This window comes from Streptomyces griseorubiginosus, assembly GCF_017614965.1.
GTDB classification, from domain to species: Bacteria; Actinomycetota; Actinomycetes; order Streptomycetales; family Streptomycetaceae; genus Streptomyces; species Streptomyces griseorubiginosus_B.
Map to the genome: position 1 here is coordinate 1 of NZ_WVUG01000004.1, position 24,947 is coordinate 24,947.

The 24,947-nt window shown below is 70.1% G+C and carries 17 protein-coding genes and 1 tRNA gene; 8 read left to right on the plus strand and 10 right to left on the minus strand.

The features are described 5' to 3' along the window. The first annotated feature begins 104 nt into the window (after positions 1-104). Positions 105-1,544 carry a nucleotide pyrophosphatase/phosphodiesterase family protein gene (locus GRC12_RS01425; RefSeq protein WP_208776762.1) on the plus strand — a complete coding sequence of 480 codons (1,440 nt, stop codon included), beginning with the start codon at positions 105-107 and terminating at the stop codon, positions 1,542-1,544. A gap of 46 nt (positions 1,545-1,590) precedes the next feature. Continuing rightward, positions 1,591-2,619: a sugar phosphate isomerase/epimerase family protein gene (locus GRC12_RS01430; RefSeq protein ID WP_208776763.1), complete on the plus strand. Its 1,029-nt coding sequence runs from the start codon at positions 1,591-1,593 to the stop codon at positions 2,617-2,619. Between the two features lie 64 nt (positions 2,620-2,683). Here GRC12_RS01430 and GRC12_RS01435 read toward each other — a convergent pair whose 3' ends face one another. The 5 genes from GRC12_RS01435 to GRC12_RS01455 form a co-directional block, all read right to left on the minus strand. Continuing rightward, positions 2,684-4,075 (minus strand): OFA family MFS transporter, encoded by a 1,392-nt coding sequence (locus GRC12_RS01435; RefSeq protein WP_208776764.1) that lies wholly within the window; start codon positions 4,073-4,075, stop codon positions 2,684-2,686. Positions 4,076-4,077: 2 nt separating this feature from the next. Then, positions 4,078-5,466: an OFA family MFS transporter gene (locus tag GRC12_RS01440; protein WP_208776765.1), complete on the minus strand. Its 1,389-nt coding sequence runs from the start codon at positions 5,464-5,466 to the stop codon at positions 4,078-4,080. Positions 5,467-5,587: 121 nt separating this feature from the next. After that, positions 5,588-7,732: an acetate--CoA ligase family protein gene (locus GRC12_RS01445; protein WP_208776813.1), complete on the minus strand. Its 2,145-nt coding sequence runs from the start codon at positions 7,730-7,732 to the stop codon at positions 5,588-5,590. Positions 7,733-7,736: 4 nt separating this feature from the next. Then, positions 7,737-8,969, minus strand: a complete 1,233-nt coding sequence (gene frc, locus GRC12_RS01450) for a formyl-CoA transferase (RefSeq protein WP_208776766.1) — start codon at positions 8,967-8,969, stop codon at positions 7,737-7,739. A gap of 11 nt (positions 8,970-8,980) precedes the next feature. Continuing rightward, on the minus strand, positions 8,981-10,663 hold the full coding sequence (locus GRC12_RS01455) for a thiamine pyrophosphate-binding protein (protein WP_208776767.1): 1,683 nt from the start codon (positions 10,661-10,663) through the stop codon (positions 8,981-8,983). A gap of 144 nt (positions 10,664-10,807) precedes the next feature. On the opposite strand from GRC12_RS01455, the gene sucC reads away from it, so the two are divergent. The 4 genes from sucC to GRC12_RS01475 all read left to right on the plus strand — a co-directional run bounded on the left by sucC (position 10,808) and on the right by GRC12_RS01475 (position 14,666). After that, positions 10,808-11,938 carry an ADP-forming succinate--CoA ligase subunit beta gene (gene sucC / locus GRC12_RS01460; RefSeq protein ID WP_208776768.1) on the plus strand — a complete coding sequence of 377 codons (1,131 nt, stop codon included), beginning with the start codon at positions 10,808-10,810 and terminating at the stop codon, positions 11,936-11,938. An 11-nt stretch (positions 11,939-11,949) separates the two neighbouring features. Further along, positions 11,950-12,849 carry a succinate--CoA ligase subunit alpha gene (sucD, locus tag GRC12_RS01465; protein ID WP_208776769.1) on the plus strand — a complete coding sequence of 300 codons (900 nt, stop codon included), beginning with the start codon at positions 11,950-11,952 and terminating at the stop codon, positions 12,847-12,849. A 52-nt stretch (positions 12,850-12,901) separates the two neighbouring features. Beyond that, on the plus strand, positions 12,902-14,443 hold the full coding sequence (locus GRC12_RS01470; RefSeq protein WP_208776770.1) for an aldehyde dehydrogenase family protein: 1,542 nt from the start codon (positions 12,902-12,904) through the stop codon (positions 14,441-14,443). 138 nt (positions 14,444-14,581) lie between these two features. Further along, a tRNA-Leu gene (locus tag GRC12_RS01475) sits at positions 14,582-14,666 on the plus strand. 69 nt (positions 14,667-14,735) lie between these two features. Here GRC12_RS01475 and GRC12_RS01480 read toward each other — a convergent pair. The 4 genes from GRC12_RS01480 to GRC12_RS01495 form a co-directional block, all read right to left on the minus strand. Then, entirely contained in the window at positions 14,736-15,785 is a 1,050-nt protein-coding gene (locus tag GRC12_RS01480) for a hemolysin family protein (RefSeq protein WP_208776771.1), read from the minus strand. Continuing rightward, positions 15,782-17,227 (minus strand): hemolysin family protein, encoded by a 1,446-nt coding sequence (locus tag GRC12_RS01485; RefSeq protein ID WP_208776772.1) that lies wholly within the window; start codon positions 17,225-17,227, stop codon positions 15,782-15,784. Before GRC12_RS01485 ends, GRC12_RS01480 begins: the two co-directional genes overlap by 4 nt. Positions 17,228-17,505: 278 nt before the next feature. Then, positions 17,506-17,961: a tellurite resistance TerB family protein gene (locus tag GRC12_RS01490; RefSeq protein WP_133041939.1), complete on the minus strand. Its 456-nt coding sequence runs from the start codon at positions 17,959-17,961 to the stop codon at positions 17,506-17,508. A gap of 135 nt (positions 17,962-18,096) precedes the next feature. Then, positions 18,097-19,146, minus strand: a complete 1,050-nt coding sequence (locus GRC12_RS01495; protein ID WP_208776773.1) for a sporulation protein — start codon at positions 19,144-19,146, stop codon at positions 18,097-18,099. A 393-nt stretch (positions 19,147-19,539) separates the two neighbouring features. Here GRC12_RS01495 and fusA point away from each other — a divergent pair, with 393 nt between their 5' ends. Continuing rightward, complete coding sequence (fusA, locus tag GRC12_RS01500) at positions 19,540-21,582, plus strand: elongation factor G (protein ID WP_208776774.1); 2,043 nt, start codon at positions 19,540-19,542, stop codon at positions 21,580-21,582. Positions 21,583-21,627: 45 nt separating this feature from the next. On the opposite strand, the gene GRC12_RS01505 is transcribed toward fusA, so the two are convergent. Further along, positions 21,628-23,397 carry a coagulation factor 5/8 type domain-containing protein gene (locus GRC12_RS01505; RefSeq protein WP_208776775.1) on the minus strand — a complete coding sequence of 590 codons (1,770 nt, stop codon included), beginning with the start codon at positions 23,395-23,397 and terminating at the stop codon, positions 21,628-21,630. 211 nt (positions 23,398-23,608) lie between these two features. Between GRC12_RS01505 and GRC12_RS01510 the strand changes: the two genes are divergently transcribed. Beyond that, entirely contained in the window at positions 23,609-24,925 is a 1,317-nt protein-coding gene (locus GRC12_RS01510; protein WP_208776776.1) for an ABC transporter substrate-binding protein, read from the plus strand. The last annotated feature ends 22 nt before the right edge of the window (positions 24,926-24,947 follow it).

The window sequence follows — 24,947 nt, forward strand, 5'->3', positions numbered from 1 at the left end:
CCCGGACTCCGGCCCCGCGGCCGCCCCCGACTCGCCGACGGCATCGCCGCCGAACTCGCCCTCGCCCGCGACCTGCTGACCGGCCTCGGCCTCAAGGAGCTGCCATGAGCACCCACCGGGCAGCGACCAGCCCCACCCCCCTCCTCGTCCTGGACGTCGTGGGCCTCACCCCCCGACTCCTCGACCACATGCCCCACCTCAAGAAGCTCGCCCAGTCCGGCTCCCGCGCCCCGCTCGGCACCGTCCTGCCCGCAGTGACCTGCGCCGCCCAGTCCACCTTCCTCACCGGCACCCACCCGTCCGAGCACGGCATCGTCGGCAACGGCTGGTACTTCCGCGAACTCGGCGACGTCCTGCTGTGGCGCCAGCACAACAGCCTGGTCGCTGGGGACAAACTCTGGGACGCCGCCCGCCGCGCCCACCCCGGCTACACGGTCGCCAATATCTGCTGGTGGTACGCCATGGGCGCCGACACCGACATCACCCTCACTCCCCGTCCGGTCTACTACGCCGACGGCCGCAAGGAACCCGACTGCTACACCCGGCCCCCGGCCCTGCACGACGAACTCACTGAGAAACTCGGCACCTTCCCCCTCTTCCACTTCTGGGGGCCCGGCGCCGACCTGGTCTCCAGCCAGTGGATCATCGACGCGACCCGCCACATCCTGCGCACCCGCCACCCCGACCTGGCCCTGTGCTACCTCCCTCACCTCGACTACGACCTGCAACGCTTCGGCCCCGACGACCCGCGCTCCCGCAAGGCGGCCACCGACCTGGACACCGCCCTGGCCCCGCTCCTGGACGACGCCGCCGCCGAGGGCCGCATCGTCGTCGCCCTGTCCGAGTACGCCATCACCCGCGCCGACCGGCCCGTGGACATCAACCGCGTCCTGCGCCGCGCCGGCCTGCTGGAAGTCCACACCCAGGACGGCATGGAGTACCTGGACCCGATGGCATCCCGTGCCTTCGCGGTCGCCGACCACCAGATCGCCCACGTCTACGTGCGCCGCCCCGAGGACCTCGACACCACCCGGCAAGCCCTCGCAGACCTGCCCGGCATCGACCGACTCCTCGACGACCAGGGCAAGAAGACCCATCATCTCGACCATCCGCGCTCCGGCGAACTCGTCGCCGTCGCGGAACCGGACGCCTGGTTCACGTACTACTACTGGCTCGACGACGCCCGCGCGCCCGACTTCGCGCGACTCGTCGACATCCACCGCAAACCCGGCTACGACCCGGCCGAGTTGTTCATGGACCCACTCGACCCCTATGTCAGGGTCAAGGCCGCGACCGCGCTCGCGCGCAAGAAACTCGGCATGCGCTACCGCATGGCGGTCGTGCCCCTCGACCCGTCACCTATTCGCGGCAGCCACGGCCGCCTTCCCACGAGCGACGACGACGGTCCGCTCCTCATCTGCTCCACCCCCCGCGCCGTCGGCGACCGCCTCGCGGCCACCGACGTGAAGTCACTCCTGCTCCACCTCGCCGGTCTGGACCGACCGGCCCCGCAGGACCCGTCCGTTCCGACTGGTCCCCAGTGAAGCACTCACCACTGACAACGCCCTCCGACACCGAGGAGTTCCAGGCATGAGCCGCATCCCCCAGACCGATCCCGAACTCACCCACCGCCTGACCAGAAGAGGCATGCTCGGCGTGGCCGCCGGCGCCACCGCGGCGGCCCTGCTCGGCGCCGCGTCCACGGCGACGGCCGCCGAGTCCGCCTCCGCGGGCCGTGGCCGTCCCGTCCTCCCGCCCGGCCGGCTCGGCATCCAGCTGTACAGCCTGCGCGACAAGGTCTCCACGCTCGGCTTCGCGCCCGTCTTCGCCGAACTGGAGAAGTACGGGTACGACGAGGTCGAGTTCGCCGGATACACGCAGGGCTCGGCCGGACCCATCACGCTCGCCCAACTCCGGCGGCTGGCCCGGAACCACGGTCTGACCCCGATCGGCAGCCACGTCGGCTACTACTCCGACGACCCGAACGCCTACACCTTCGCCCAGAACCTCACCAAGGTCCTGGACGACGCCGAGGCACTCGGCCTCAAGCACATCGGCACCGCCTCCGGACCGTTCCGCTACGGCTCGACCGTCGACGCCTGGAAGCGCGCCGCGGAGGAGTTCAACACCTACGGCGCGGCGGCGAAGGCGCGCGGCATGAAGTTCTACCAGCACAACCACTCCGACGAGTTCTCCTTCGCCACCGACAACCCCAAGATCCGCCTTTACGACGTGCTCCTCGCGGAGACCGACCCCGACCTGGTGTTCCTGGAGATGGACATCTTCTGGGCCTACGCCGGCCAGTTCCGGTTCTCCAAGCGGCCCGACGGCAGCCCTGCCCCGTTCGAACCCCTCGACTACGTCCTCAGGCAGCCCCACCGCTACCCGCTCTTCCACGTCAAGGACGGCGTGAGCGATCCGTCGAACCAGTTCGGCTACCGCATGGTGGACGTCGGCGACGGCGACATCGACTACCAGAGGTTCATCTCCGCCGTGACCAGGCTCCGCGGTGAGCGCCTGGCCCACCACTGGCAGACCGAGCGCGACCAGCCCGACGAGTCCTTCACCTTCGCCCGCCGCTCCAGCGCGTACCTGCACTCCCTGCGCGAGAAGTGCTGAACCGCACGCCCGGCGTGAGGAGGCCCTCCCCACCCGGGGAGGGCCTCCTCACGCGCGCGTGCCGTCAACCCGTCGGCTGCGCCTGGGCCGTGAGCACGTCCGAGCCGCTGCGCCCCGGCTGCCGCAGCAGCAGGGCGATCGCCGCCGCCACCATGGAGACGCCGCCGGCCAGCGCGTACGCCCCGTCGTAGCCCCAGGCCGCGACCACCATGGAGCCGAGGCCGCCGCCGAAGAGGCCGCTGATCAGCTTGCCGCTGTAGACCAGGCCGTAGTTGGTGGCGTTGTAGTTCTCCCCGAAGTAGTCCGGGGTCAGCGCCGCGAACATCGGGTAGAAGGCGCCGCCGCCGAAGCCGGAGAGGAAGGCGAAGAACAGGAACAGCCACTCGCTCTTCATCTCACCGGCCAGGATCACCCCGAACTGGGCGAGGCCCAGTACGACGATCACGAACACCAGGGTCGACTTGCGGCCCCACTTGTCGGACAGCCAGCCCACGACACCGCGGCCGATGCCGTTGATGACCGCCATGACACCCATGGAGGACGCCGCGACCAGCGGGCCGAAGCCGACCTGCTTGGCGTAGTCGACCTGGAAGGAGATCCCGAAGATCGACACACCGGCGGTCATCACGATGGCCACCCACATCAGCGGCAGCATGCCCGTCCTGACGGCTTCCTTCGGCGTGAACTGCCGTACCGCCGGAGGGTTCTTGGCCAGACTCGCGGCGTTCTTGCGGTTTCCGGCGAACGTCAGCGGGTCGATGTCCGCGGGCCACCAGTTCTTCGGCGGGTCCTTGAAGAACATCGCGCATCCGGCGACCACGATCATGACGTAGCAGCCGATCAGGTCCAGCACACGGTGGTAGTTCCCGGTGTCGAAGGCGTAGTTGAAGATGAAGATGAACGGCAGCGACCCGTAGGCGAAGCCGCCGTTGACGAAGCCGGTCCGGGCACCCCGGCGCTCGGGGAACCACTTGCCGACCATGTTGATGCAGGTCGCGTAGACCAGGCCGGAGCCCAGGCCGCCCACCACGCCGAAGCCGAGGATGGCCAGCCACACGTTGCTCAGGTGCGACAGGGCGAGGAAGCCGACCAGGCACATGCCGGAACCGATGGACATGGCCCTGCGCGCCGTCAGGATGCCCTTCTCGCGCATCCAGCCCGCGGGGAAGGCGATGCCCGCCTGGAAGAACACCCAGACGCTGAGGATCCAGAAGGTGTTGGACTGCGTCCAGCCGTGCGCGTGGGACAGGGTGTCCTCCGCGGAGCCGTACGCGTACTCGGAGACGCTGATGGCCATCATGGCGATCCACGGGAGGTACACCATGAGCTTGCGGGAGTGGCCGAGGATGTCCCGGTCGGTCTCGCCGACGCGGTACACGCGGCCGTTGGAGTCGGTCACCTCACGGTAGGGACGGTGTGCGGCTGCCGTGTCGGCCGAGAGCGGATCTGCTGTCATGCTTATGCCATCTCCTCGCCGAGCGGGTGCGGGTTGGGGACGATGCGCCGGGCACTGGGCCGGCCCGGGGCCTTGAGGAAGAGCGCCAGTACCGCGGAGGCCAGGCCGATGGAGCCGGCCAGGACGAACGCGCCGTGGTAGTCCCACTCACCGACGACGACGGCGCCCAGACCGGAGCCCACGAGTCCGGAGACCAGCTTCGAGCTGTAGACCATTCCATAGTTGGTGGCGTTGTTGTTCTCACCGAAGTAGTCGGCCGTCATGGCAGCGAACAGCGGGAAGATCGCCCCGCCGCCGAAGCCGGAGACCATGGAGCAGAACAGGAAGAACGGCATACTGCCCATCTGGCCGGACACCAGCACGCCGAACTGCGCGGTGCCCAGCACGACGCACACGATGACCAGCGTGTTGCGCCGGCCGCAGCGGTCGGAGATCCAGCCGATGACCCCGCGCCCGGTGCCGTTGACGATGGCCTTCAGGGACATCGCCGTGGCCACGATCCCGCCCGCGAAGCCCATGTCCTTGCCGAAGGGCACCTGGAAGGCGATGCCGAAGATATTGATGCCGGCCGTGCACAGCAGACAGAACCACATCATCCACAGGACGGGCGTACGGGCGGCCTCCTTCGGGGTGTACTGCTTGACCGCCGGCGGGTTCTTCTCCAGCGCCCGGCGGATCTTCGGGTCGTCGGTCTGCCTCAGCGGGTCCACGTGCGGCGGCCACCAGTTCTTCGGCGGGTCCTTGAAGAACCAGCCGGCCGACGCCACCAGCAGGCACAGTCCGATGCCCGCACAGGCGAGCACCGTCCGGTAGTTGCCGAGGTCCATGTAGGAGGTGAACAGGAAGACGAAGGGCACGGACCCGTAGGCGAAACCGCCGTTGACGAAGCCCGTCTTGCCGCCCTTGCGCTCCGGATACCACTTGCCGACCATGTTCACGCAGGTCGCGTAGACCAGGCCGGCGCCGATGCCGCTGCACATCCCGAAACCGACGTAGGCGACGGCCACGTTCGGCGCGTACGCCAGCGACAGATAGCCGAGCATGGTGCCGACGGCGCCGATCATCATCGCCGTACGCGCGGGCAGTCGGCCGCTCTCGCGCAGTCGTCCGGCGGGGAAGGCCACGGCCGCCTGGAAGAACACCCAGACGCCCATCAGCCAGAAGATGTGTCCGCTGCTCCACAGATGCGCTTCGTGGAGCGTGTCCTCCGCCGAGGTGAACGCGTACTCGGCGGAGCTGATGCCCATCATGCCCACCCAGGGCAGGACGACCATCCACCTGCGGGTCCGCCCCATCAGATCGACATCCGTCTCGCCGATCCGGTAGACGCGACCGTTGCGGTCCGTCACCTCCCTGTAGGGGACGGACGCCGTACAGTCGGTCGTTGTCATCGTTGAGTGCCCCTTGCGTCGAAAGTTCTGGCCAGCGCCCCCTGTCCAATGCCTTTCGTGTGCGCACGGGTCCCGGGGGCCGGCCGACCGCACTGTCGGCCGGCCCCGCGCGTGGGTCACCTCATGAACCGCCCCCCAACAAACCCGCGGCCCGCGCCCAGCGGTACTTCGCCCCGAGCACGGCCACCGGCTTCTCGGTCGTGTACGGGTACGCCACGACCCCGCGCTCGTAGAGGTACTGGCAGGCCTCCTCGACCTCGACGTCACCCGCGAGGGAGGCAACCACGGGCTTGACGATCCCGCGCTCGCGGAACTCGGCCACCACGCGCGCGGTGAGCTCCGCGAAGACCATCGGGGGAGTGACGATCGTGTGCCAGTAGCCGAGGACGAGCGCGTGGACGCGTGGATCCTCCAGGCCGAGCCGGATCGTCGCCTCGTACGTCGACGGCGGTTCGCCGCCCGTGATGTCGACCGGGTTGCCCGCGGCGCCGAACGGCGGGATGAACCTCCGGAAGGCCTCGTCCAGGTCCGGCGGGATCTCCATCAGGGACAGGCCGTTGTCGGTCACCGCGTCGGACAGCAGCACACCGCTGCCCCCGGCCCCGGTGATGATCACGACGTTGTCGCCCCGGGGAGTGGGAAGCACCGGCAACGCGCGCGCGTATTCGAGCATGTCGTTCAGCCCTGGAGCCCTGATCACGCCGGCCTGCCGCAGGATGTCGTCGTACACGGCGTCGTCGCCCGCGAGGGCCCCGGTGTGCGACCCGGCCGCCTTCGCGCCCGCCGCCGTACGGCCCGCCTTCAGGACCACGACCGGCTTCCTCGGTACGGTCGCCCGCGCGGCCTCCACGAAGGCGCGGCCGTCCTTGAGGTCCTCCAGGTGCATCGCGATGCACTCGGTGTGCGGGTCCTCGCCGAACCAGGTCAGCAGGTCGTCCTCGTCCAGATCGGACTTGTTGCCGAGGCCCACGATCGCCGACACACCCGTCTTCGTGGTGCGGGCGAAGCCCAGGACGGCCATGCCGATGCCCCCGGACTGGGAGGTCAGCGCGACCCCGCCCTTGACGTCGTACGGCGTGCAGAACGTGGCGCACAGGTCCTGCCAGGTCGAGTAGTAGCCGTAGATGTTGGGGCCGAGGAGGCGGACGCCGTGCCGCTCGGCGATCGACACGATCTCCGCCTGGAGTTCGTGCTCGCCGGTCTCCGCGAAGCCGGAGGGGATCAGCACGGCGTTGGGGATCTTCTTGCGTCCCACCTCCTCCAGGGCCGAGGCCACGAACTTGGCGGGGATCGCGAAGACCGCCACATCCACCTCACCGGGAACGTCGGTGACACTCTTGTACGCCTTGCGGCCCAGAATGTCATCGGCCTTGGGGTTCACCGGATGGATCTCCCCGGCGAAGCCGCCGTCGACGAGGTTGCGCATGACCGAATGACCGATCTTGCCCTGCTCGTTGGAGGCGCCGATCACGGCGACCGACGACGGCTGCATCAGCCGGCGCATGGAGGTGAGGATCTCCTCGCGCGTGTACCTCCTGCGCGGTGGCGGCTGTTTCTCGGCGAGGATCACCCGGATGTCGGCGGCGACCGCGCCCACCTCAGTCGCGATCACGGGATTGAGGTCGACCTCCGCGATCTCCGGGAAGTCCGCGACCAGTTGGGACACCCGCCGGATCTGCTCCGCGACCGCCCACCGGTCCACGCCCGCCCGACCGCGCACCCCGCGCAGGATCTCCGCGGACCGGATCGAGTCCAGCATGGACAGCGCCTCGTCGGCACTCACCGGCGCCAGCCTGAACGTGACGTCCCCCAGGACCTCGACGAGAACGCCGCCGAGCCCGAAGGCGACGACCTTCCCGAAGGTCGGATCCGTCACCGCGCCGACGATGACCTCCTGCCCCTCGGGCAGCAGCTCCTGGACCTGCACACCCTCGATCCGCGCGTTCGCGTCGTACGCGCGCGCGTTGTCGACGATCTCGTGGAACGCCGCCCGTACGTCCGCGGCGCCCTCGACGCCGACGACCACACCGCCGGCGTCGGTCTTGTGGAGGATGTCCGGCGAGACGATCTTCATCACCACGGGCCCGCCGAAACGCGCCGCGTAGGCGACCGCCTCGTCCACGTCGGTGGCCAGTTCCTCGCCCGGTACGGCGATCCCGTACGCGTCGGCGATCACCTTGCCCTCGGGCGCGGTCAGCGCGGTCCGCCCCTCGGCGCGCACGGTGTCGAGGAGCGAGCGCACCCGCAGCTCCCGGTCTTCCGCCATCACGTCAGATCACTCCGTTCGACTTGAGCAGGCGCAGTTCCTCGTCGCCGAGGCCGAGCTCGCCGACGTAGACCTCTTCGTTGTGCTCGCCGAGCAACGGTGAACTGGTCACCTCGACGGGGGAGTCGGACAGCTTCAGCGGGCTGCCCACGGTGGTGAACTCGCCGCGCTCGGGGTGCGGGACGGTGACCACCATCTCGTTGGCGACCAGCGAGTCGTCCTCGATGATCTCCTTCGTGGACAGGATCGGCCCGCACGGGATGTTGTGGGCGTTGAGCCGCTGAAGCACCTCCCACTTGGGCAGCGTCGAGGACCACTCCTCGATCAGCTGGAACATCTTGTTGAGCTTGGGCAGACGGGCCTGAGGGGTCGACCACTCGGGGTCGTCCGCCAGCTCCGGCCGGCCGATGAGTTCGCTGATGGGCTGCCACCCGACGGGCTGCACGATGACGTAGACGTAGTCGTTCGGGCCGCCCGGCGCGCACTTGACCGCCCAGCCGGGCTGACCGCCGCCGGAGGCGTTTCCCGAGCGGGGAACTTCGGTGCCGAAGTCGTCGTTGGGATATTCAGCGAGCGGGCCGTGGGCCAGGCGCTGCTGATCGCGCAGCTTCACCCGGCAGAGGTTGAGCACAGCGTGCTGCATGGCCACGTTCACCCGCTGACCGCGCCCGGTGTGCTCGCGCTGGAACAGCGCCGCGAGTATCCCCGCCACGGCGTGGACGCCCGTGCCCGAGTCCCCGATCTGGGCCCCCGTCGCCAGCGGTGGCCCGTCCTCGAAACCGGTGGTCGACATCGACCCGCCCATGGCCTGCGCGACGACCTCGTACGCCTTGAAGTTGGTGTACGGGCCGTCCCCGAACCCCTTGATGGAGGCATAGACGATCCGCGGATTGATCTCCTGGACGCGGTCCCAGGTGAAGCCCATGCGGTCGACCGCGCCCGGTCCGAAGTTCTCGACCATGACGTCCGAGCGCCGGATCAGCTCGGTGAGGATCTCCTTGCCGCGCTCGGTCTTGGTGTTGAGGGTGATGCTCCGCTTGTTGCAGTTGAGCATCGTGAAGTAGAGGGAGTCGACGTCCGGCAGATCGCGCAGTTGCCTGCGGGTGATGTCACCGCTCGGCGCCTCGAGCTTGACGACGTCGGCGCCGAGCCAGGCCAGCAGCTGGGTCGCGGAGGGCCCGGACTGGACATGGGTCATGTCGAGGACGCGGATGCCCTCAAGTGCCTTGGTGGTCACGGGCGTTCACCTCACTTGTACATCGTCTGGTTCATGGTTCCGGGGGCGTACGCGTCCGGGTCGACCCAGACGTTGATCAGCGACGGCTTGCCCGACTCGCGGGCGCGGCGCAGGGCGGGGCCGATGTCGGCGGGGTCGCGGACCTCCTCGCCGTGACCGCCCAGCATCTGGGCGAACTTGTCGTAGTGGACGTCGCCGAGGGTGTTGCCGACCCGCTCGCGCTCCAGGCCGTACTTCTGGGCCTGACCGTAACGGATCTGGTTCATCGAGGAGTTGTTGCCGACGATGCCGACGAAGGGGAGGTCGTAGCGGACGAGGGTCTCGAAGTCCCAGCCGGTGAGCGAGAAGGCGCCGTCACCGAAGAGGGCCACCACTTCCTTGTCGGGCCGCGCCTGCTTGGCCGCGAGCACGAAGGGGACACCGACGCCGAGGGTGCCCAGCGGCCCCGGATCCATCCAGTGGCCCGGTGACTTGGGCTGTACGACCTGCCCGGAGAAGGTGACGATGTCGCCGCCGTCGCCGATGTAGACCGAGTCCTCGGTGAGGAAGTCGTTGATCTCGCTGACCAGGCGGTACGGGTGGATCGGCGAGGCGTCGGACCTCAGGCTCGGCAGCCGCTTCTCGAGGGCGGTCTGCTCGGCGGCGCGCAGCTCGTCGAGCCATTCCTTGCGTTTGGCGGCACCGCCGTTGAGGCGGCCCGAGGCCGCTTCGGCCACCGACTTCAGAACCAGCCCTGCGTCGCCGACGATCCCGAGGTCGATGTCGCGGTTCTTGCCGACCGTGCGGTAGTCGAGGTCGATCTGTACGACGGTCGCGTCCGGCGAGAGCCGCTTGCCGTAGCCCATGCGGAAGTCGAAGGGCGTGCCCACGATGACGATGACATCGGCGCCCGAGAACGCGTAGCGGCGTGAGAGCTGGAAGTGGTGCGGGTCGCCCGGCGGGAGGGTGCCGCGGCCGGCGCCGTTCATGTACGCCGGGATGTTGAGGGTCCGTACCAGCTCGACGGCGGCCTCGGTGCCGCGGGTCGTCCACACCTGGCTGCCCAGCAGGATGGCCGGCTTCTCGGCGTGCACCAGCAGGTCCGCGAGCTTCTCGATCGCCTCGGGATCTCCGGCCGAGCGCGTCGAGGCCCGGTAGGCACCGGCCTTCGGCACCCGTGCCTTCGACACCGGCACCTTGGCGTCGAGGACGTCGCGCGGGATCTCCAGGAAGGAGGGGCCGGGTGCGCCGTGGTAGCACTCGCGGAACGCCATCGACACCATGTCCGCCGCGCGGGCCGTGTCCGGCACCGCCGCCGCGAACTTGGTGATCGGCGTCATCATGTCGACGTGCGGCAGGTCCTGCAGTGACCCCATCTTGTGCTGGGTGAGGGCCCCCTGACCGCCGATCAGCAGCATGGGGGACTCCGCGCGGAAGGCGTTGGCGACACCGGTGACGGCGTCGGTCGTGCCCGGACCGGCGGTGACGACGGCGCAGCCGGGCCTGCCGGTGATGCGGGCGTAACCGTCGGCGGCGTGGGCGGCGACCTGCTCGTGGCGGACGTCGACGACCTCGATGCCCTCGTCGACGCAACCGTCGTAGATGTCGATGATGTGGCCGCCGCACAACGTGTAGATGCGGTCGACCCCCTCGGCCTTGAGCGCCTTGGCGACGAGGTGACCGCCGGAAATCACGTCCTGGGTGTCGTCGGGCATGGCGAAGTCCTGTCCCTTCGTAGGGGGTTGGAACGCTCTCGCGGTATATTGCATACAGTCGACGAATACTGTATGAACCTTGTTATCCCGCATCCGGTGGGTGGTGTCCAGGGGGCGTGCGGCACTTTTGAGTCAGGAGCCGGAATGGACCTGTTCGAGCACCAGGCAAGGGAACTCTTCGAGGAACACGGCATCGTGGTGCCGAGGGCCGAGGTCACCGACTCGCCCAAACAGGCACGCGGGATCGCCCGCAGGCTCGGTGGCCGAGTGGTGGTCAAAGCGCAGGTGAAGACCGGTGGGCGCGGCAAGGCGGGCGGGGTGAAGTTCGCCGCGGACCCGGCCGCCGCCGAGCTGACCGCACGTCAGATCCTCGGGATGGACATCAAGGGCCACACCGTCGGCACGGTGATGCTGGCCCAACCCGTGGACATCGACAGCGAGTTCTACGTCTCGTACGTCCTCGACCGCGCGGCGGGCGGCTTCCTCGCCATCGCCTCCGCCGAGGGCGGCATGGAGATCGAGGAGGTCGCGGCCAGTCGCCCGGATGCCGTCGCCCGCATTCCCGTCGATCCGGCCGAGGGTGTCACCTCGGCGAAGGCGAGCGAGATCGCCGAGGCGGCGGGGCTGCCGCCGCAGACGGTCGACGTCCTCGTACGGCTGTGGGAGGTGCTCGTCCGCGAGGACGCGCTCCTCGTCGAGGTGAACCCGCTCGTGCGCACCACGCGGGGGCAGATCCTCGCCCTCGACGGCAAGGTCACCCTCGACGACAACGCCCGCTTCCGGCAGACCCGTTGGGGCGCCGGGGACATGGAGCCCGGCGACGCGCTGGAGGCGGCAGCCGCCCGGAAGGGCCTCAACTACGTCAAGCTCGACGGCGAGGTCGGCATCATCGGCAACGGCGCGGGACTCGTCATGTCGACCCTCGACGTGGTCGCCGGGTGCGGTGCCCGGCCCGCCAACTTCCTCGACATCGGCGGCGGCGCGTCCGCGAGGATCATGGCCGACGGCCTGTCCGTGATCCTCTCGGACCCGGACGTGAGGTCGGTCCTCGTCAACGTCTTCGGCGGCATCACAGCCTGCGACGCGGTGGCCGACGGGATCGTACAGGCCCTGGACAGCGTGCGGTTGACCAAGCCGCTGGTCGTGCGGCTCGACGGCAACAACGCGACCCGGGGCCGAGCCGTCCTCGACGAACGCGCGCATCCTCTGGTGCAGCAGGCAACCACCATGGACGGCGCCGCGCGTCGCGCCGCCCGACTCGCCACCGCCGGCTGAAGGAGCCCGACATGGCCATCTACCTCACCAAGGAGAGCAAGGTCCTCGTCCAGGGCATGACCGGCGGCGAGGGCATGAAGCACACCCGGCGCATGCTCGCCGCCGGCACGAACGTCGTCGGCGGCGTCAACCCCCGCAAGGCGGGCCGCACCGTCGACTTCGACGAGCGGGCCGTCCCCGTCTTCGGCTCCGTCGCCGAGGGCATCCGCGCCACCGGCGCCGACGTCACCGTCGTGTTCGTCCCACCGGCCTTCGCCAAAGCGGCCGTCGTCGAGGCCGCCGACGCGGGCATCGGCCTCGCGGTCGTCATCACGGAGGGCATCCCGGTCCACGACTCCGTCGCCTTCACCGCGTACGCGAAGTCGAAGGGCACGCGGATCATCGGCCCCAACTGCCCCGGCCTGATCACGCCGGGCCAGTCCAACGCGGGCATCATCCCGTCCGACATCACCAAACCCGGCCGCATCGGCCTGGTCTCCAAGTCCGGCACGCTGACCTACCAACTCATGTACGAACTGCGGGACATCGGCTTCTCGACCTGCGTCGGCATCGGCGGCGACCCGGTGGTGGGCACGACACACATCGACTGCCTCGCCGCCTTCCAGGACGACCCCGACACCGACCTCATCGTGCTCATCGGCGAGATCGGCGGCGATGCGGAGGAACGCGCGGCCGCGTACATCCGTGAACACGTCACCAAGCCCGTCGTCGGCTACATCGCCGGGTTCACCGCCCCCGAGGGCAGGACGATGGGGCACGCGGGAGCCATCGTGTCCGGCTCCTCCGGCACCGCGCGGGCGAAGAAGGAGGCGCTGGAGGCGGTCGGGGTCGGTGTGGGAAGCACACCGAGCGAGACGGCGAAACTCGTCCTCGCCCGCCTCGAAGTCCGGCCCCCGGTCCCTCATAGTTGAGCTGAGCCACGTATCCCCGCCCCCGACTGTGCACCGAGAGCGGAGCAACCCGATGGCAACCACCCTCACCCTCAAAGCAGGCACGTCCTGGACCGACGCCTGGCAACGCTGCCTGGCCGTGGCCCCCGAGGCCTTCCGGGACGACCGCGTCCTCAACCTCTGGAACGCCACCTGGCAGGCCGACGGCCGGACGCTGCCCGCCACCAGCCCCGTCGACGGCAGCCCCATCGCCGGCCCGCCACGCCTGGACGGCGACACCGCCCACCGGGCCGTGCGCGCGGCGCTCGACGAACACCGGGCCTGGCGCCACGTCCCCCTCGACGAACGCCGCGCCCGCGTCGCGGCCACCCTCGACGCCCTCACCGAACACCGCGAACTGCTCGCCCTGCTGCTCGTCTGGGAGATCGGCAAGCCCTGGCGGCTCGCGCAGGCCGACGTCGACCGCGCGATCGACGGCGTGCGCTGGTACGTCGACGGCATCGAGCCGATGCTGGCCGGCCGGGCCCCACTGGACGGCCCGGTGTCCAACATCGCGAGCTGGAACTATCCGATGAGCGTGCTCGTTCACGCCATGCTGGTCCAGGCACTGGCGGGCAACGCGGTGATCGCCAAGACCCCGACCGACGGCGGCCTCGCCTGTCTCACGCTGGCCTGCGCGCTCGCCGCCCGCGAGGGGATTCCCGTCACCCTCGTCAGCGGCAGCGGGGGCGAGCTGTCCCAAGCGCTCGTACGGGCGCCCGAGATCGGCTGCGTCTCCTTCGTCGGCGGCCGCGACACCGGCGCGGCGGTGGCCACGGCCGTCGCCGACCTCGGCAAGCGGCACGTACTCGAACAGGAAGGACTCAACACTTGGGGCATCTGGAACCACTCGGACTGGGACGCGCTCGCGGCCGTGATCCCGAAGCTCTTCGACTACGGCAAGCAGCGCTGCACGGCGTACCCGCGCTTCGTCGTCCAGCGGCAGCTGTTCGACGACTTCCTGGCGGCGTACCTGCCCGCGGTCCGTACGCTCAGGGTCGGCCACCCGCTCGCCGTCGAGCGGCCCGAGGACCCCTTCCCGGAGCTGGACTTCGGCCCGCTCGTCAACGCCGCCAAGGCCAAGGAACTGCGTGACCAGGTCACCGAGGCCATCGACCGCGGCGCCGTCCCGCTGCACCGCGGCAGCGAGGCCGACGCCCGCTTCCTGCCCGGCCAGGACACCTCGGCGTACGTCCAGCCGGTCACCCTCCTGAACCCGCCCCCCTCGTCGCCGCTGCACCACGCGGAGCCGTTCGGTCCGGTCGACACCATCGTCCTGGTCGACACGGAGGCGGAGCTGCTGGCCGCGATGAACGCCTCCAACGGGGCGCTGGTGGCCACCCTCTCCACCGACGACCGGGCCACGTTCGACCGGCTGGCGCCGCAGATCCGGGCGTTCAAGGTCGGCCACGGAAAACCGCGCTCCCGAGGCGACCGGGACGAGCTCTTCGGCGGCTTCGGGGCGTCCTGGCGCGGGGCGTTCGTCGGCGGTGAGCTTCTGGTGCGCGCCGTGACACAGGGGCCGGCGGGGGAGCGGCTGCCCGGGAACTTCCCGGACTACCACCTCATGCCGTGACCGGCGGCCGGGGGCGTCCCCGTCCGGGGACGGCACCCGGCCCACGGGACGGATATGCAGGTGAAGGCCACTCCGAAACCTTGGTATTGTTGTGCGTGTCGCCCCGGGGAACACCTCCGGTCAAGCGGCAGACACCTGGTCCGGGTGGCGGAATGGCAGACGCGCTAGCTTGAGGTGCTAGTGCCCTTTATCGGGCGTGGGGGTTCAAGTCCCCCCTCGGACACTCACCGTGTTTCCCTCGTGCGGGTCGAGCCCAGTCTCGGCCCGCACGAGCTGTTTCACGGCCCGCCGGTCAGCCGCGGACGTGAGCGTCGGCCGGCCCCGCGGGCGCCGGCTGCCGCAGGAAGCGGGACAGCAGGTCGTCCAGGGTGACCATGCCGGTCAGGTCGCCCTTCTCGTCGCGGACCGCAGCCAGGGAGGCACGACGGTCACGCAGGACGTCGATCGCGTCGGCGACCGTGGTGTCCACGATCAGCTCGGGCACCGGACGGGCCAGGTGACGGGCGTCCGCGGCCCGGCCCCGCGCGCGGGCCACCAGGGCGTCGCGGGCGTGGACGGAGCCGAGGACCGTGTCGCCGTCGAGGACCAGCAGCCGGGTGCGGTCACTGCCGGCCGCCACCCGGAGCACCTCCTCGACATCGGCCGTGCCGGCCACCGAGGTGATCCGCGCGGCGGGGACCTGGAGGTCGCCGACCGGTGTCTCGGACTCGGTCAGCGAGCGCGTGATCAGCTCGGAGTCCGCCCTGCCGATCAGGCCCAGCCGCTCTGACTCCACCACGAGATGGGTGAGCTGCTCCCGGTTGTGAACCGAGGCCAGCTCCTCACGCGGAGTGACCCGGCACAGCCGTACCAGCGCGTTGCTGACGGTGTTGAGCAGCACGATCAGCGGACGTACGGCCTTGACCATCGCCCGGAAGGGCGGCGCCAGGAGCATCGCGGAGTCCTCCGGGTGGACGATGGCCCAGGACTTGGGAGCCATCTCGCCGACCACCATGTGCAGGAACACCACCACGATCATGGCGACGGCGAACGCGATGCCGTAGCTGACCGCGCCGGGGATTCCCAGGCCGTGCAGCAGCGGGTCGAGGGCGTGCGAGATCGCGGGCTTGGAGACGGAGCCCAGACCCAGGGTGCAGACGGTGATGCCGAGCTGGGCGCCCGCCAGCATCAGCGACAGCTCCCGCATGCCGGACAGGGCCGCCTGCGCACCGCGCTGTCCCGCGGCCGCCGCCCTTTCCATACGGTGCCGCTTGGCGGCGACCAGCGCGAACTCGGCGGCGACGAAGAAACCGCTGCCGAGCAGCAGCAGGACCGTGACGAAGAGTGCCATCGGGAAACTCATGCCTGCCCCTCCTCATGTCCGCCGACGACATCGGCCGGAGCCTGCCGCTCCGCACGGATCTGCTCTGTACGGCCCGGCTCCCCATGGCCCTGCTTCACACGGCCCGGCTCCTCACGGCCCCGTTCCAACCGCACCCGCTCCGGCACGTGTCGGTCCAGGCTCCGTACCTCGAGGACGGCCCGTCCGCAGTCGGGCAGCTCCACGGTGAGCCGGTCGCCGATCGCCGGGAAGCGGCCCAGCCGGTCCACGATCAGCCCGGCCACGGTGCCGAAGTCGTCCCCCTCGGGCAACGCGACGCCGGTCGCCTCGGCCACCTCGTCGAGCCGCCGTCCGGCGTCGACCAGCCAGCCGTCGCCGTCCGCCACCGCGAGCGCGGTGACCGTGTCGGACTCGTCCGCGATGTCGCCGACCAGTTCCTCGGCGATGTCCTCGTAGGTCACGATGCCCGCCACCCCGCCGTGCTCGTCCAGGACGACGGCGAACTCGTCGTCCGCCCGGCGCATCTGCTCCACGGCCTCCGGCAGCGGAAGGGTGTCGGGCAGCAGCAGTGGGCGCCGGGCGAGCGCGCCCGCGGTGGGCGCGTCCGCAGTGGTACCGGCCGGCCGATCGGCGGGCAGCCGCATCAGTTCGCGCACGCCGAGGACACCGGCGACGTCGTCGGGGTGATCACCGAGTACGGGGTAGTTGGAGTGGCCGTGCCGGGCGATCAGGCTCACCGCCTCGGCGGCGCTCGCGTCCCTGCGGACGAAGACGGCGTCCGCGCGCGGCACCATCACCTCGTCCAGGGTGCGCTCGGAGAACTCCAGGGCGTGGTCCAGCAGCGCGGCGGTGTCCTTGGGCAGCTGCCCCTGCTCGTGCGACTCGCCGATCAGATGGCCGAGCTCCTCAAGGGTGGCGCCGTGATGCAACTCCTCGACCGGTTCGATGTGGGCCTTGCGCAGCAGTCGGTTCGCCGCCTCGTCGAAGACGCGCACCACGGGACCGACGACCTTCAGGTACGCCAGCGTCGAGGAGGCCAGCGCCTTCGCCAGCCGCTCGGGCACGGCGATCGCGAGGTTCTTCGGGGCCAGCTCGCCGAGCACCATCTGTACGACCGTGGCACCCACGAAGGCGAGCACCACGGAGCTGCCCGTGACCACCGCGTCCGGTACGCCGACGCTGGACAGGGCCGGCCTGATCAGCGCGGACACGGACGGCTCGGCGATGAAACCGACGACCAGACCGGTCACGGTGATGCCCAGCTGGGCACCGGAGAGCATGAACGACAGCCGCTCCAGCACCTTCAGCGCCCGGGCGGCACCGCGGTCACCGGCCTCCGCCTCACGGGCGAGGGCGAGGCGGTCGGCCGAGACGTAGGCGAACTCCTGGGCGACGAAGTAGCCGGTCCCGGCGGTCAGAACGAACACGGCCAGCAGGCCCAGGACGGCGTTGGCGGCACTCATCGAACACCACCCCGCCGGGTGCCGCGATCAGGCTCGGTATGGCGGGATGGTCCGGGACTGAGCCCCGGGGAGTCCGTCGGTGTGGCGGACAAGGGATGGCTCCTCATGGATCGGTCGGTATCAGGACAACGCGCATGACCCGACACGAGTTCCCAGCAGGCTGTCAGGCGGCTGTAAAGAGGGCGGCTGTAAAGAGGACTACTGCAAAGAGGGCGACTGCAAACCGGCGGGGCCCGGCCCGGCGGGATGCCGCCGACCGGGCCCCTCGCGTGGCCGGATCAGAGGTCGAACTCGTGCGGGGGCAGGTCCAGGGTGAAGCAGGCTTCCCGCACGACGGCCTGCTCGGTCTTGTCGAAGTCGCCGTCGGCGCCACCGATGACGATGCCGATCTGGATGACGGCGCGTGCCTCGGCGGGCTTCTTCTTCGCCTTGGCGATCTCCTGCAGCACGCTGACCTTGCCGAAGGCGAAGTCCGCGGTGAGCTTGTCGAGGTTCTCCTCGAAGCGGCGGCGCAGGTCGTCGGCGGGGAAGTTCTGCAGGACCTCGTTGGTGGCGATCAGCTGGGCCACGCGCTGCCGCTCGGCCGGGTCGATGGTGCCGTCGGCGGCGGCGACCAGGGCGCACATCGCCATGCTGGCGTCGCGGAAGGCGCCGCTCTTCAGGTCGTTCTTCTTCGCCACGAGCTGGGTCTGCATCGTCGACGCGGATTCCTTGATGCGGTCCCACAGGGCCATGAGAACTCCAGACGTTCGGTGAGGCCCGGTCCGCCCGGTGCCTCTTCGGCTACTACAGCAACGTAGAAACTTACGGCCGGGGGGATAAGTTCCGACCGTTCTCGGAATGTTCACGCGCCCCCCGGACCAGCGCGTTCAGTCCTCCTCCTCGTCGTCTCCCTCGAAGAAGTCCCCGATCTCGTCGACGACTTCGCCCGCCACCATGCCGCCGACGACCCCGACCGCCAGTCCCGCCGCGCCCGCGGCCACCGCCGTGCCGACGCCCGGCCCGGAGCCGTGCCCGTACCCGTCGCCATGACCGTGCCCGTACCCGTCGCCATGACCGTGTCCGTGTCCGTGTCCGTGTCCGTGTCTGTGTTCGTGGCCGCCGTCATACGCGTCCGCGTGCCCGTACGCCGAGTCCGTGCCGAACGCGGAGCGGTGGTCGAGCAGTTGGCGGATCCAGCCGTCGACCTCGGCGTTCCAGTCCCGCCCCGGCACCTCGTGACCGACGCTGAAGCGGGTCAGGGCGTCATGTCCGGCGGAGAGGAACCCACCGCGCTTGTCCGCCTCCAGGACGACCTCCACACCCGAGGGACCGGCCAGGAAGGTCACCTCGATCTCGTTCACCGCGTGCGCGTACTGCGGCGCGGGAGTCAGCTCGATCTCCTGGTAGAAGGGCAGCAGCTGTCCCGTACCGCCGATGCGGCCGTACTCCAGATCGGCCGACCGGAACCCGAATCCCAGCTGTCCCAACGCCTCCAGGACCGCCTCCTGCACGGGCAGCGGGCGGACGGTCAGCGGGTCGAGGTCCCCCTTGTCCCTACCCCCGGCCACCGCCAGCTCGGTGCGCACGCCGAGGACGATGCCCAGCGGCTGGCCGTACAGCTCGCTGATCGGTGTCTCCCACGGCAGCGTGACCGCGAACGGCACACCGCGCCGTTCCTGCTCGCCGAGCCGGAACCCGCCGCCCACCGTGAACCGCTCGAAGGCGACGAAGCCCTCGCTCTCGCCCTCCTCGTGCTCGGCCTCCACCCGGGCGACCAGTTCGACGGCGATGTGCTCGATCTCCACGGCCGAGTCACCGCCCTGGAAGTGCACCTGCCCGGACAGCACCCCGCCGGGCACCAGGGCTCCGCCGTCCAGCACCGTGTCCACCGAGGGGCCGCCCACCCCGAGGGCCCCCAGCAGCCGTTTGAACACCATCCGGACGTCTCTCCTTCGCTCACCGGCCGAACCGTTCCAACCGTTCGACAGATGAACTCGCCCGCACGGTAAAGAAGTTCCCAAGTCACCCGGACGAGTGATCGCCGTGCTCGGCCACGCGAAAAAACCCGGTGCCCGGCCGCGTCCCGGTTCCCTACACTCGCCACGCACCGCGCGTCGCAGGGACGCGCATGGACCAGCGACGAGGGGAGACCGGCCGTGCAGTACCGCACCGCTGTCGTCGTTCCCCGCTCGCGGTTCGAGGTGATCCTGGTGTCCTCGTCCGTCCGGTGCCCGCTGCGCGGCCGGTACCGGATGCCCGTGACGAACGTCTGACGTTCCGTCCGGGAATCGCGCCGCCCTTTTTCCGGACACCAGAAAGGCCAACGGGCCGTGCGCACCGACGTCAACCCTCTCACCGCCGTCCGCAACCTCGGCATCCTCGCCCACGTCGACGCGGGCAAGACCACCGTGACCGAGCGGATCCTCTACGCCACCGGCACCATCCACCGGCGGGGAGAGGTCCATGACGGCACCACCGTCACCGATTTCGACCCGCAGGAGCGCGACCGTGGCATCACCATCTTCGCCGCGGCCGTCAGCTGCGGGTGGGACGGCCACCGGATCAACCTGATCGACACGCCGGGGCACGTGGACTTCGCCGACGAGGTCGAGCGTTCCCTACGGGTGCTCGACGGGGCGATCGCTGTGTTCGACGCCGTGGCCGGCGTGGAGCCCCAGAGCGAGTCGGTGTGGCGGCAGGCCGACCGGCACGGTGTGCCGAGGATCGCGTTCGTCAACAAGATGGACCGCGCGGGCGCCGACCTCGACACCGCCGTCGCCTCCATCCGGGAACGGCTCCATCCGGCGCCGTTGGTCGTCCAGTTGCCCGTCGGCACCGAGGACGGCTTCACCGGCGTCGTCGACCTGCTGCGCCTGCGCGCGCTCGTCTGGTCCGACGGCGGCGCCACGGCGGAGGTCGTGCCGGTGCCCGAGGACCTGCGCGAGGAGGCGCTGCGGCGGCGCCGACTGCTGGAGGAGGCCGTGGCCGAGCTGCACCCCGGGGCTCTGGAGGAGTTCGTCGAGCGGGAGACGCTGTCGGCCGGGACGCTGGCCGGAGCCCTCCGGGACCTCACCCGCAGCGGTGACGCCGTGGTGGTGCTCTGCGGCTCCGCCTACCGCAACCGAGGCATCGAACCGCTGCTCGACGCCGTCGTGGCGTACCTGCCCTCGCCGCTGGACGTGCCCGCCGTACGGGGCACGCACGACGGTACGGCGCAGGAGCGCGCGGCCGATCCGCGGGCGCCGTTCGCGGCCCTGGTGTTCAAGGTGAACGCCACCCCCACGGGGCGGCTCACCTATCTGCGCGTCTACTCGGGAACGATCGAGAAGGGAGACACCGTGTTGGACGCGGGCACGCGCCGCACCGAGCGCGTCGGGCGCATCCTGCGCGTCCAGGCCGACCGCCACGCGCGCGTGGACCACGCGGTGGCCGGGGACATCGTCGCCGTGGTCGGGCTGAAGTCGGCCCGCGCCGGTTCGACGCTGTGCGCCCCGGGCACCCCGCTCGTCCTCGAACCCCCGGGCGTCACCGAGCCGGTGGTCTCGGTGGCCGTCGAGGCACGCAGGTTTACGGATGCCGACCGGCTGGCGTCGGCGTTGGCACGGCTGGCCGAGGAGGACCCGTCACTGGTCGTACGGACGGATCCCGAGACCGGTCAGACCGTCCTGTCCGGCATGGGCGAACTGCACCTGGAGGTCGCGGTGGAGAAGCTCCGGCTGGTGCAGCGTCTGGAGGTCAACGTCGGTCGTCCGAGGGTCAGTCACCGTGAGACGGTCGGGCGCGGGGTGTCCGGCTTCGTCCTCCGGCACGTCAAACAGGACGGCGGGGCGGGGCAGTTCGCCCATGTCGTCCTCGATGTCGAGCCGCTCCAGGACGGGTTCGAGTTCCGGTCGGCGGTCGTCGGCGGACGGGTGCCGCAGGAGTACGTCCGGGCGGTCGAGGCCGGCTGCCGGGACGCCCTCGCGGAAGGTCCGCTCGGCGGGCATCCGGTGACCGGGCTGCGGGTCACCCTGACCGACGGGGCGACCCATGTGAAGGACTCCTCGGAGACCGCCTTCCGCACGGCGGGCAGGCTGGGCCTGCGCGAGGCCCTCCGCGCCTGCGCGATGCTCCTGCTGGAGCCGGTCGTCGAGGTAACGGTGACCGTGCCCGAGGACGCCGTCGGCGGTGTCCTCGGTGACCTCGCCGCACGTCGCGGACGCGTGTCGGGCTCGGCCGCGCGCGGTGGCTCGGCGGTCGTGACGGCGACCGTGCCGCTGGCCGAACTCTTCGGCTACGCGACGCGGTTGCGCAGCCGGACGCAGGGCCGGGGCACCTTCACGGCACGCCCCACGGGCTACGCCCCGGCCCCGGCCGCGACGCCGGCCCGGTGACCGACACGGCGGCCCCTCCCGTACGCGGGCGGGGCCGCCCCTCGCTCACGGGTACGACACCACCGTCGACGGCGTCGTCGAGGTACCGGACGTCGGCGCGCCCGTGTCGTTGATGACGTGCTCGTACTGGCCGTTGCCGCCCAGCGACACCACCAGCAGGTCGTGGAAGCGCACCCCGGGACGGTTCGGCGCGGCGAAGCCGCTGTGCTGGACGATCGTCGGGTCGACGTTGTAGTAGCAGTAACTGCCCAGGCCCCAGCCCTCGTGCGCGGTGACGTCGTCGCCGACCTTGTAGGCGGCGTAGCCCTTCACCGGGCCGTTCTGGATCGCGGCCTGGTTCGGGGCGTCGTACGCCTTCTCGTTCTGGAAGAAGATGGTGCGGCCGCGCTGGCCGTACCACTGGACGTCGTACTTGTTGAAGTGCTCGACGAACAGGCCGGTGCACAGCACGTCGTCGCCGTTGACGACGATGCCGTAATCCGCACGGTTGGTGTCCCAGCCGACGCCGTCGCCGTGGTCGGCGCGCCAGACCCAGGTGTGGTCGACGATGGTGTGGCGGCTGTTGACGACCATGCTGGTGGTGGCCTTGCCGGCGCCCGCGCCGCCGATGCGGACGAACACGTCCTGGACGGTGGTCGGGTTGGCGGAGTGGTCCCTGGACGCGCCTCGGGGGCCGACTTCCAGCAGCGTCGCGGAGTTGACCGGGCCCGCGTCGATCAGGAAGCCCGCCAGGCGCACGCCGTCGACGTCGGCGACCCGCAGGGCCGTGACTCCGTTGTCCGGCACGAGAGTCGCGTAACCCAGGCCCAGGACCACGGTGTTGGCGCGGTTCACCTCGACGGCCCGGTCGAGGTGGTAGATGCCCGGCGTCAGCAGCAGGTGCAGTCCTTGTGCGAGCGCCTGGTTGAGGGTCGCCGCGGAGACGCCGGGCTTCGCGACGTAGAACTGCGACAACGGCAGCGAGGTGCCGCGCGGAGTGCCGCTGCCCCAGGTGACACCGCGGGCGTTGGTGCGTTTGGCCGGCAGGAAGACCCGGAACTGCGAGCCGTCGACGTACAGGAAGGGCTTCTCCCGGGAGACCGGGGTCGTGTCGAGGGTCGTGTACGGCGGGTTCGGGAAGCTCTGCGCGGGGGCGCCCTCGACGCCCGAGAAGACCATGTTCCAGACGCCGTTGAGCCAGCTGCCGATCGCGCTGTCCCGGGTGTACCACTGCTGCTGGGAGTACGGCCCGACCTGGCCGTCGACGCGACTGTCGGCGATGTAGCCGCCACTGGCCCAACCGTAGCCCGTGGGCGAGAGGTTGAGGCCGCCGCGGACGTGCATACGGCGGAAGGGGGCCGCCTGAGCCACGGCCCACCGGTTCGTGCCGTTCGCGGGGACGAGCGCCAGGTTCTCCGCCGAACGCCAGAAGTTCTGCGTGGCGTTGCCGTTGAACCAGCCGGCGTCGACCGTGACGTCCCCGTTGATGGTGGTGTCGTCGGGGGACAGGCCGAGGCCGGCGATCGAGGTGTAGAAGCCGAGCTGGGCGTTGAGGCCGTGGTAGGTGCCGGGCTTGAACAGCAGGGCGTAGCGGCCGGTGCCGAACTGCGCCGACTCCTGCTGCCGGAACACCTCGTCCAGCCTGGACTGGATGCCGGGGGTGGACGGGTCGAAGACCAGGACGTTCGGGCCCAGGTCGCCGCCGCCGGGGAGGAGGCGCGGCTTCCTGGGCGGCTTGGGGGCGGCCGAGGCGGGTGATGACAGGCCGAGCACGGCGGGGGCGGCGGCGGCAGTGGCGCCGAGGACGGTTCTGCGGCCGATGGCGGGCAGGGGCATGGGGCGGCTCTCCTGTTCAGGAAGTGAACCTGGTGGGGTCTGGGAGCGCTCTCTCGCCGGTGAATGCTTCAACTAGCCGAACGACCGCGTCAAGAGGCGTGACCAGAGTTCCGCAAGCCGTGCCGTACCCCTTGACGCGGACATCCCTTGAGGTTTAACTCACGTCCTAAATTAAGCCATGAGTGCATTCCCTGAAGGGACACCGGGAACCATGCGCAGCATCCGAGCCGCGGCCGTAGGCGCCGTCACCATGTCACTCGCCCTTGCCGCCTCGGCCTGCGGAGGCGGTTCGTCCAGCGGCGGAGGGTCGAACGACTCCCCGAAGACGCTCACGTACTGGGCCTCCAACCAGGGCGCGAGCATCGCCGTCGACAAGAAGGTCCTGCAGCCCGAACTCGACAAGTTCCAGAAGCAGACCGGGATCAAGGTGAAGCTGGAGGTCGTGCCCTGGTCCGACCTGCTGAACCGGATCCTCACCGCGACCACCTCCGGCCAGGGCCCCGACGTCCTGAACATCGGCAACACCTGGAGCGCCTCCCTGCAGGCCACCGGCGCGCTGCTGCCCTGGGACGCCAAGAACTTCGCGAAGATCGGCGGCAGGGACCGCTTCGTCGACTCGGCCCTCGGCTCCACGGGCGCCGAGGGCAAGGACCCGGCCGCCGTACCGCTGTACTCGATGGCCTACGCCCTCTACTACAACAAGCAGATCTTCGCCGACGCCGGCATATCCAAGCCCCCGGCCACCTGGGCGGAACTGGTCGCGGACGGCAAGAAGATCCAGGCCAAGGGCAAGTCCGCGCTGGGCGCGGAGGGTTCGAACCTGTCGGAGAACATCCACCACGTCTTCGTCTTCGCCAAGCAGCACGGCGCGGACTTCTTCACCGCCGACGGCAAGGCCGACTTCACGAACGACGGCGTGGTCACGGCGGTCAAGCAGTACGTCGACCTGATGGCCAAGGACAAGGTCATCCCGACCGGCGACGCCGAGTACGCGCAGAACCAGTCCGTCAGCGACTTCGCCAAGGGCAAGCAGGCCATGCTGCTGTGGCAGTCCGCCGCCGCCAACCTCAAGTCCCAGGGCATGGACGCGAGCGCGTACGGCATCGCACCCGTCCCCGTGCAGTCCGGCACCCCGGGCACCGGGACCCAGGTCAACTCGATGGTGGCGGGCATCAACCTGGCCGTCTTCAAGAACAGCCACAACCTCGACGGCGCCACGAAGTTCGTGAAGTTCATGACCAGCGACGAGGAACAGAAGATCCTCAACACCGCCTACAGCTCCATCCCGCCGGTGAAGGCCGCGCAGGAGGACGCCACCTTCAACTCCCCGTCGAACGCGGTGCTGAAGGACACCCTCGCCAAGAGCGCCGCGGCGCTGCCGCAGGTGGCCGACGAGTCGCAGTTCGAGACCGCGGTCGGTACGGCGGTCAAGGACCTGTTCGCCGACGCGGCGGCCGGACGCGCGATCACCACCGACTCGGTGAAGTCCGCGCTGGAGAAGGCCCAGCAGCAGATGCCGGCGAAGTGAGCCCGATGACCACCACCGCCCT

What these genes read in the sequence shown, in the direction of transcription:
- GRC12_RS01425 (WP_208776762.1), top strand. Translation starts at nt 105, where the DNA reads ATGAGCACCCACCGGGCAGCGACCAGCCCCACCCCCCTCCTCGTCCTG.
- GRC12_RS01430 (WP_208776763.1), top strand. Translation starts at nt 1,591, where the DNA reads ATGAGCCGCATCCCCCAGACCGATCCCGAACTCACCCACCGCCTGACC.
- GRC12_RS01435 (WP_208776764.1), bottom strand. Translation starts at nt 4,075, where the DNA reads ATGACAGCAGATCCGCTCTCGGCCGACACGGCAGCCGCACACCGTCCC.
- GRC12_RS01440 (WP_208776765.1), bottom strand. Translation starts at nt 5,466, where the DNA reads ATGACAACGACCGACTGTACGGCGTCCGTCCCCTACAGGGAGGTGACG.
- GRC12_RS01445 (WP_208776813.1), bottom strand. Translation starts at nt 7,732, where the DNA reads ATGGCGGAAGACCGGGAGCTGCGGGTGCGCTCGCTCCTCGACACCGTG.
- GRC12_RS01455 (WP_208776767.1), bottom strand. Translation starts at nt 10,663, where the DNA reads ATGCCCGACGACACCCAGGACGTGATTTCCGGCGGTCACCTCGTCGCC.
- sucC (WP_208776768.1), top strand. Translation starts at nt 10,808, where the DNA reads ATGGACCTGTTCGAGCACCAGGCAAGGGAACTCTTCGAGGAACACGGC.
- sucD (WP_208776769.1), top strand. Translation starts at nt 11,950, where the DNA reads ATGGCCATCTACCTCACCAAGGAGAGCAAGGTCCTCGTCCAGGGCATG.
- GRC12_RS01470 (WP_208776770.1), top strand. Translation starts at nt 12,902, where the DNA reads ATGGCAACCACCCTCACCCTCAAAGCAGGCACGTCCTGGACCGACGCC.
- GRC12_RS01480 (WP_208776771.1), bottom strand. Translation starts at nt 15,785, where the DNA reads ATGAGTTTCCCGATGGCACTCTTCGTCACGGTCCTGCTGCTGCTCGGC.
- GRC12_RS01485 (WP_208776772.1), bottom strand. Translation starts at nt 17,227, where the DNA reads ATGAGTGCCGCCAACGCCGTCCTGGGCCTGCTGGCCGTGTTCGTTCTG.
- GRC12_RS01490 (WP_133041939.1), bottom strand. Translation starts at nt 17,961, where the DNA reads ATGGCCCTGTGGGACCGCATCAAGGAATCCGCGTCGACGATGCAGACC.
- GRC12_RS01495 (WP_208776773.1), bottom strand. Translation starts at nt 19,146, where the DNA reads ATGGTGTTCAAACGGCTGCTGGGGGCCCTCGGGGTGGGCGGCCCCTCG.
- GRC12_RS01505 (WP_208776775.1), bottom strand. Translation starts at nt 23,397, where the DNA reads ATGCCCCTGCCCGCCATCGGCCGCAGAACCGTCCTCGGCGCCACTGCC.
- GRC12_RS01510 (WP_208776776.1), top strand. Translation starts at nt 23,609, where the DNA reads ATGCGCAGCATCCGAGCCGCGGCCGTAGGCGCCGTCACCATGTCACTC.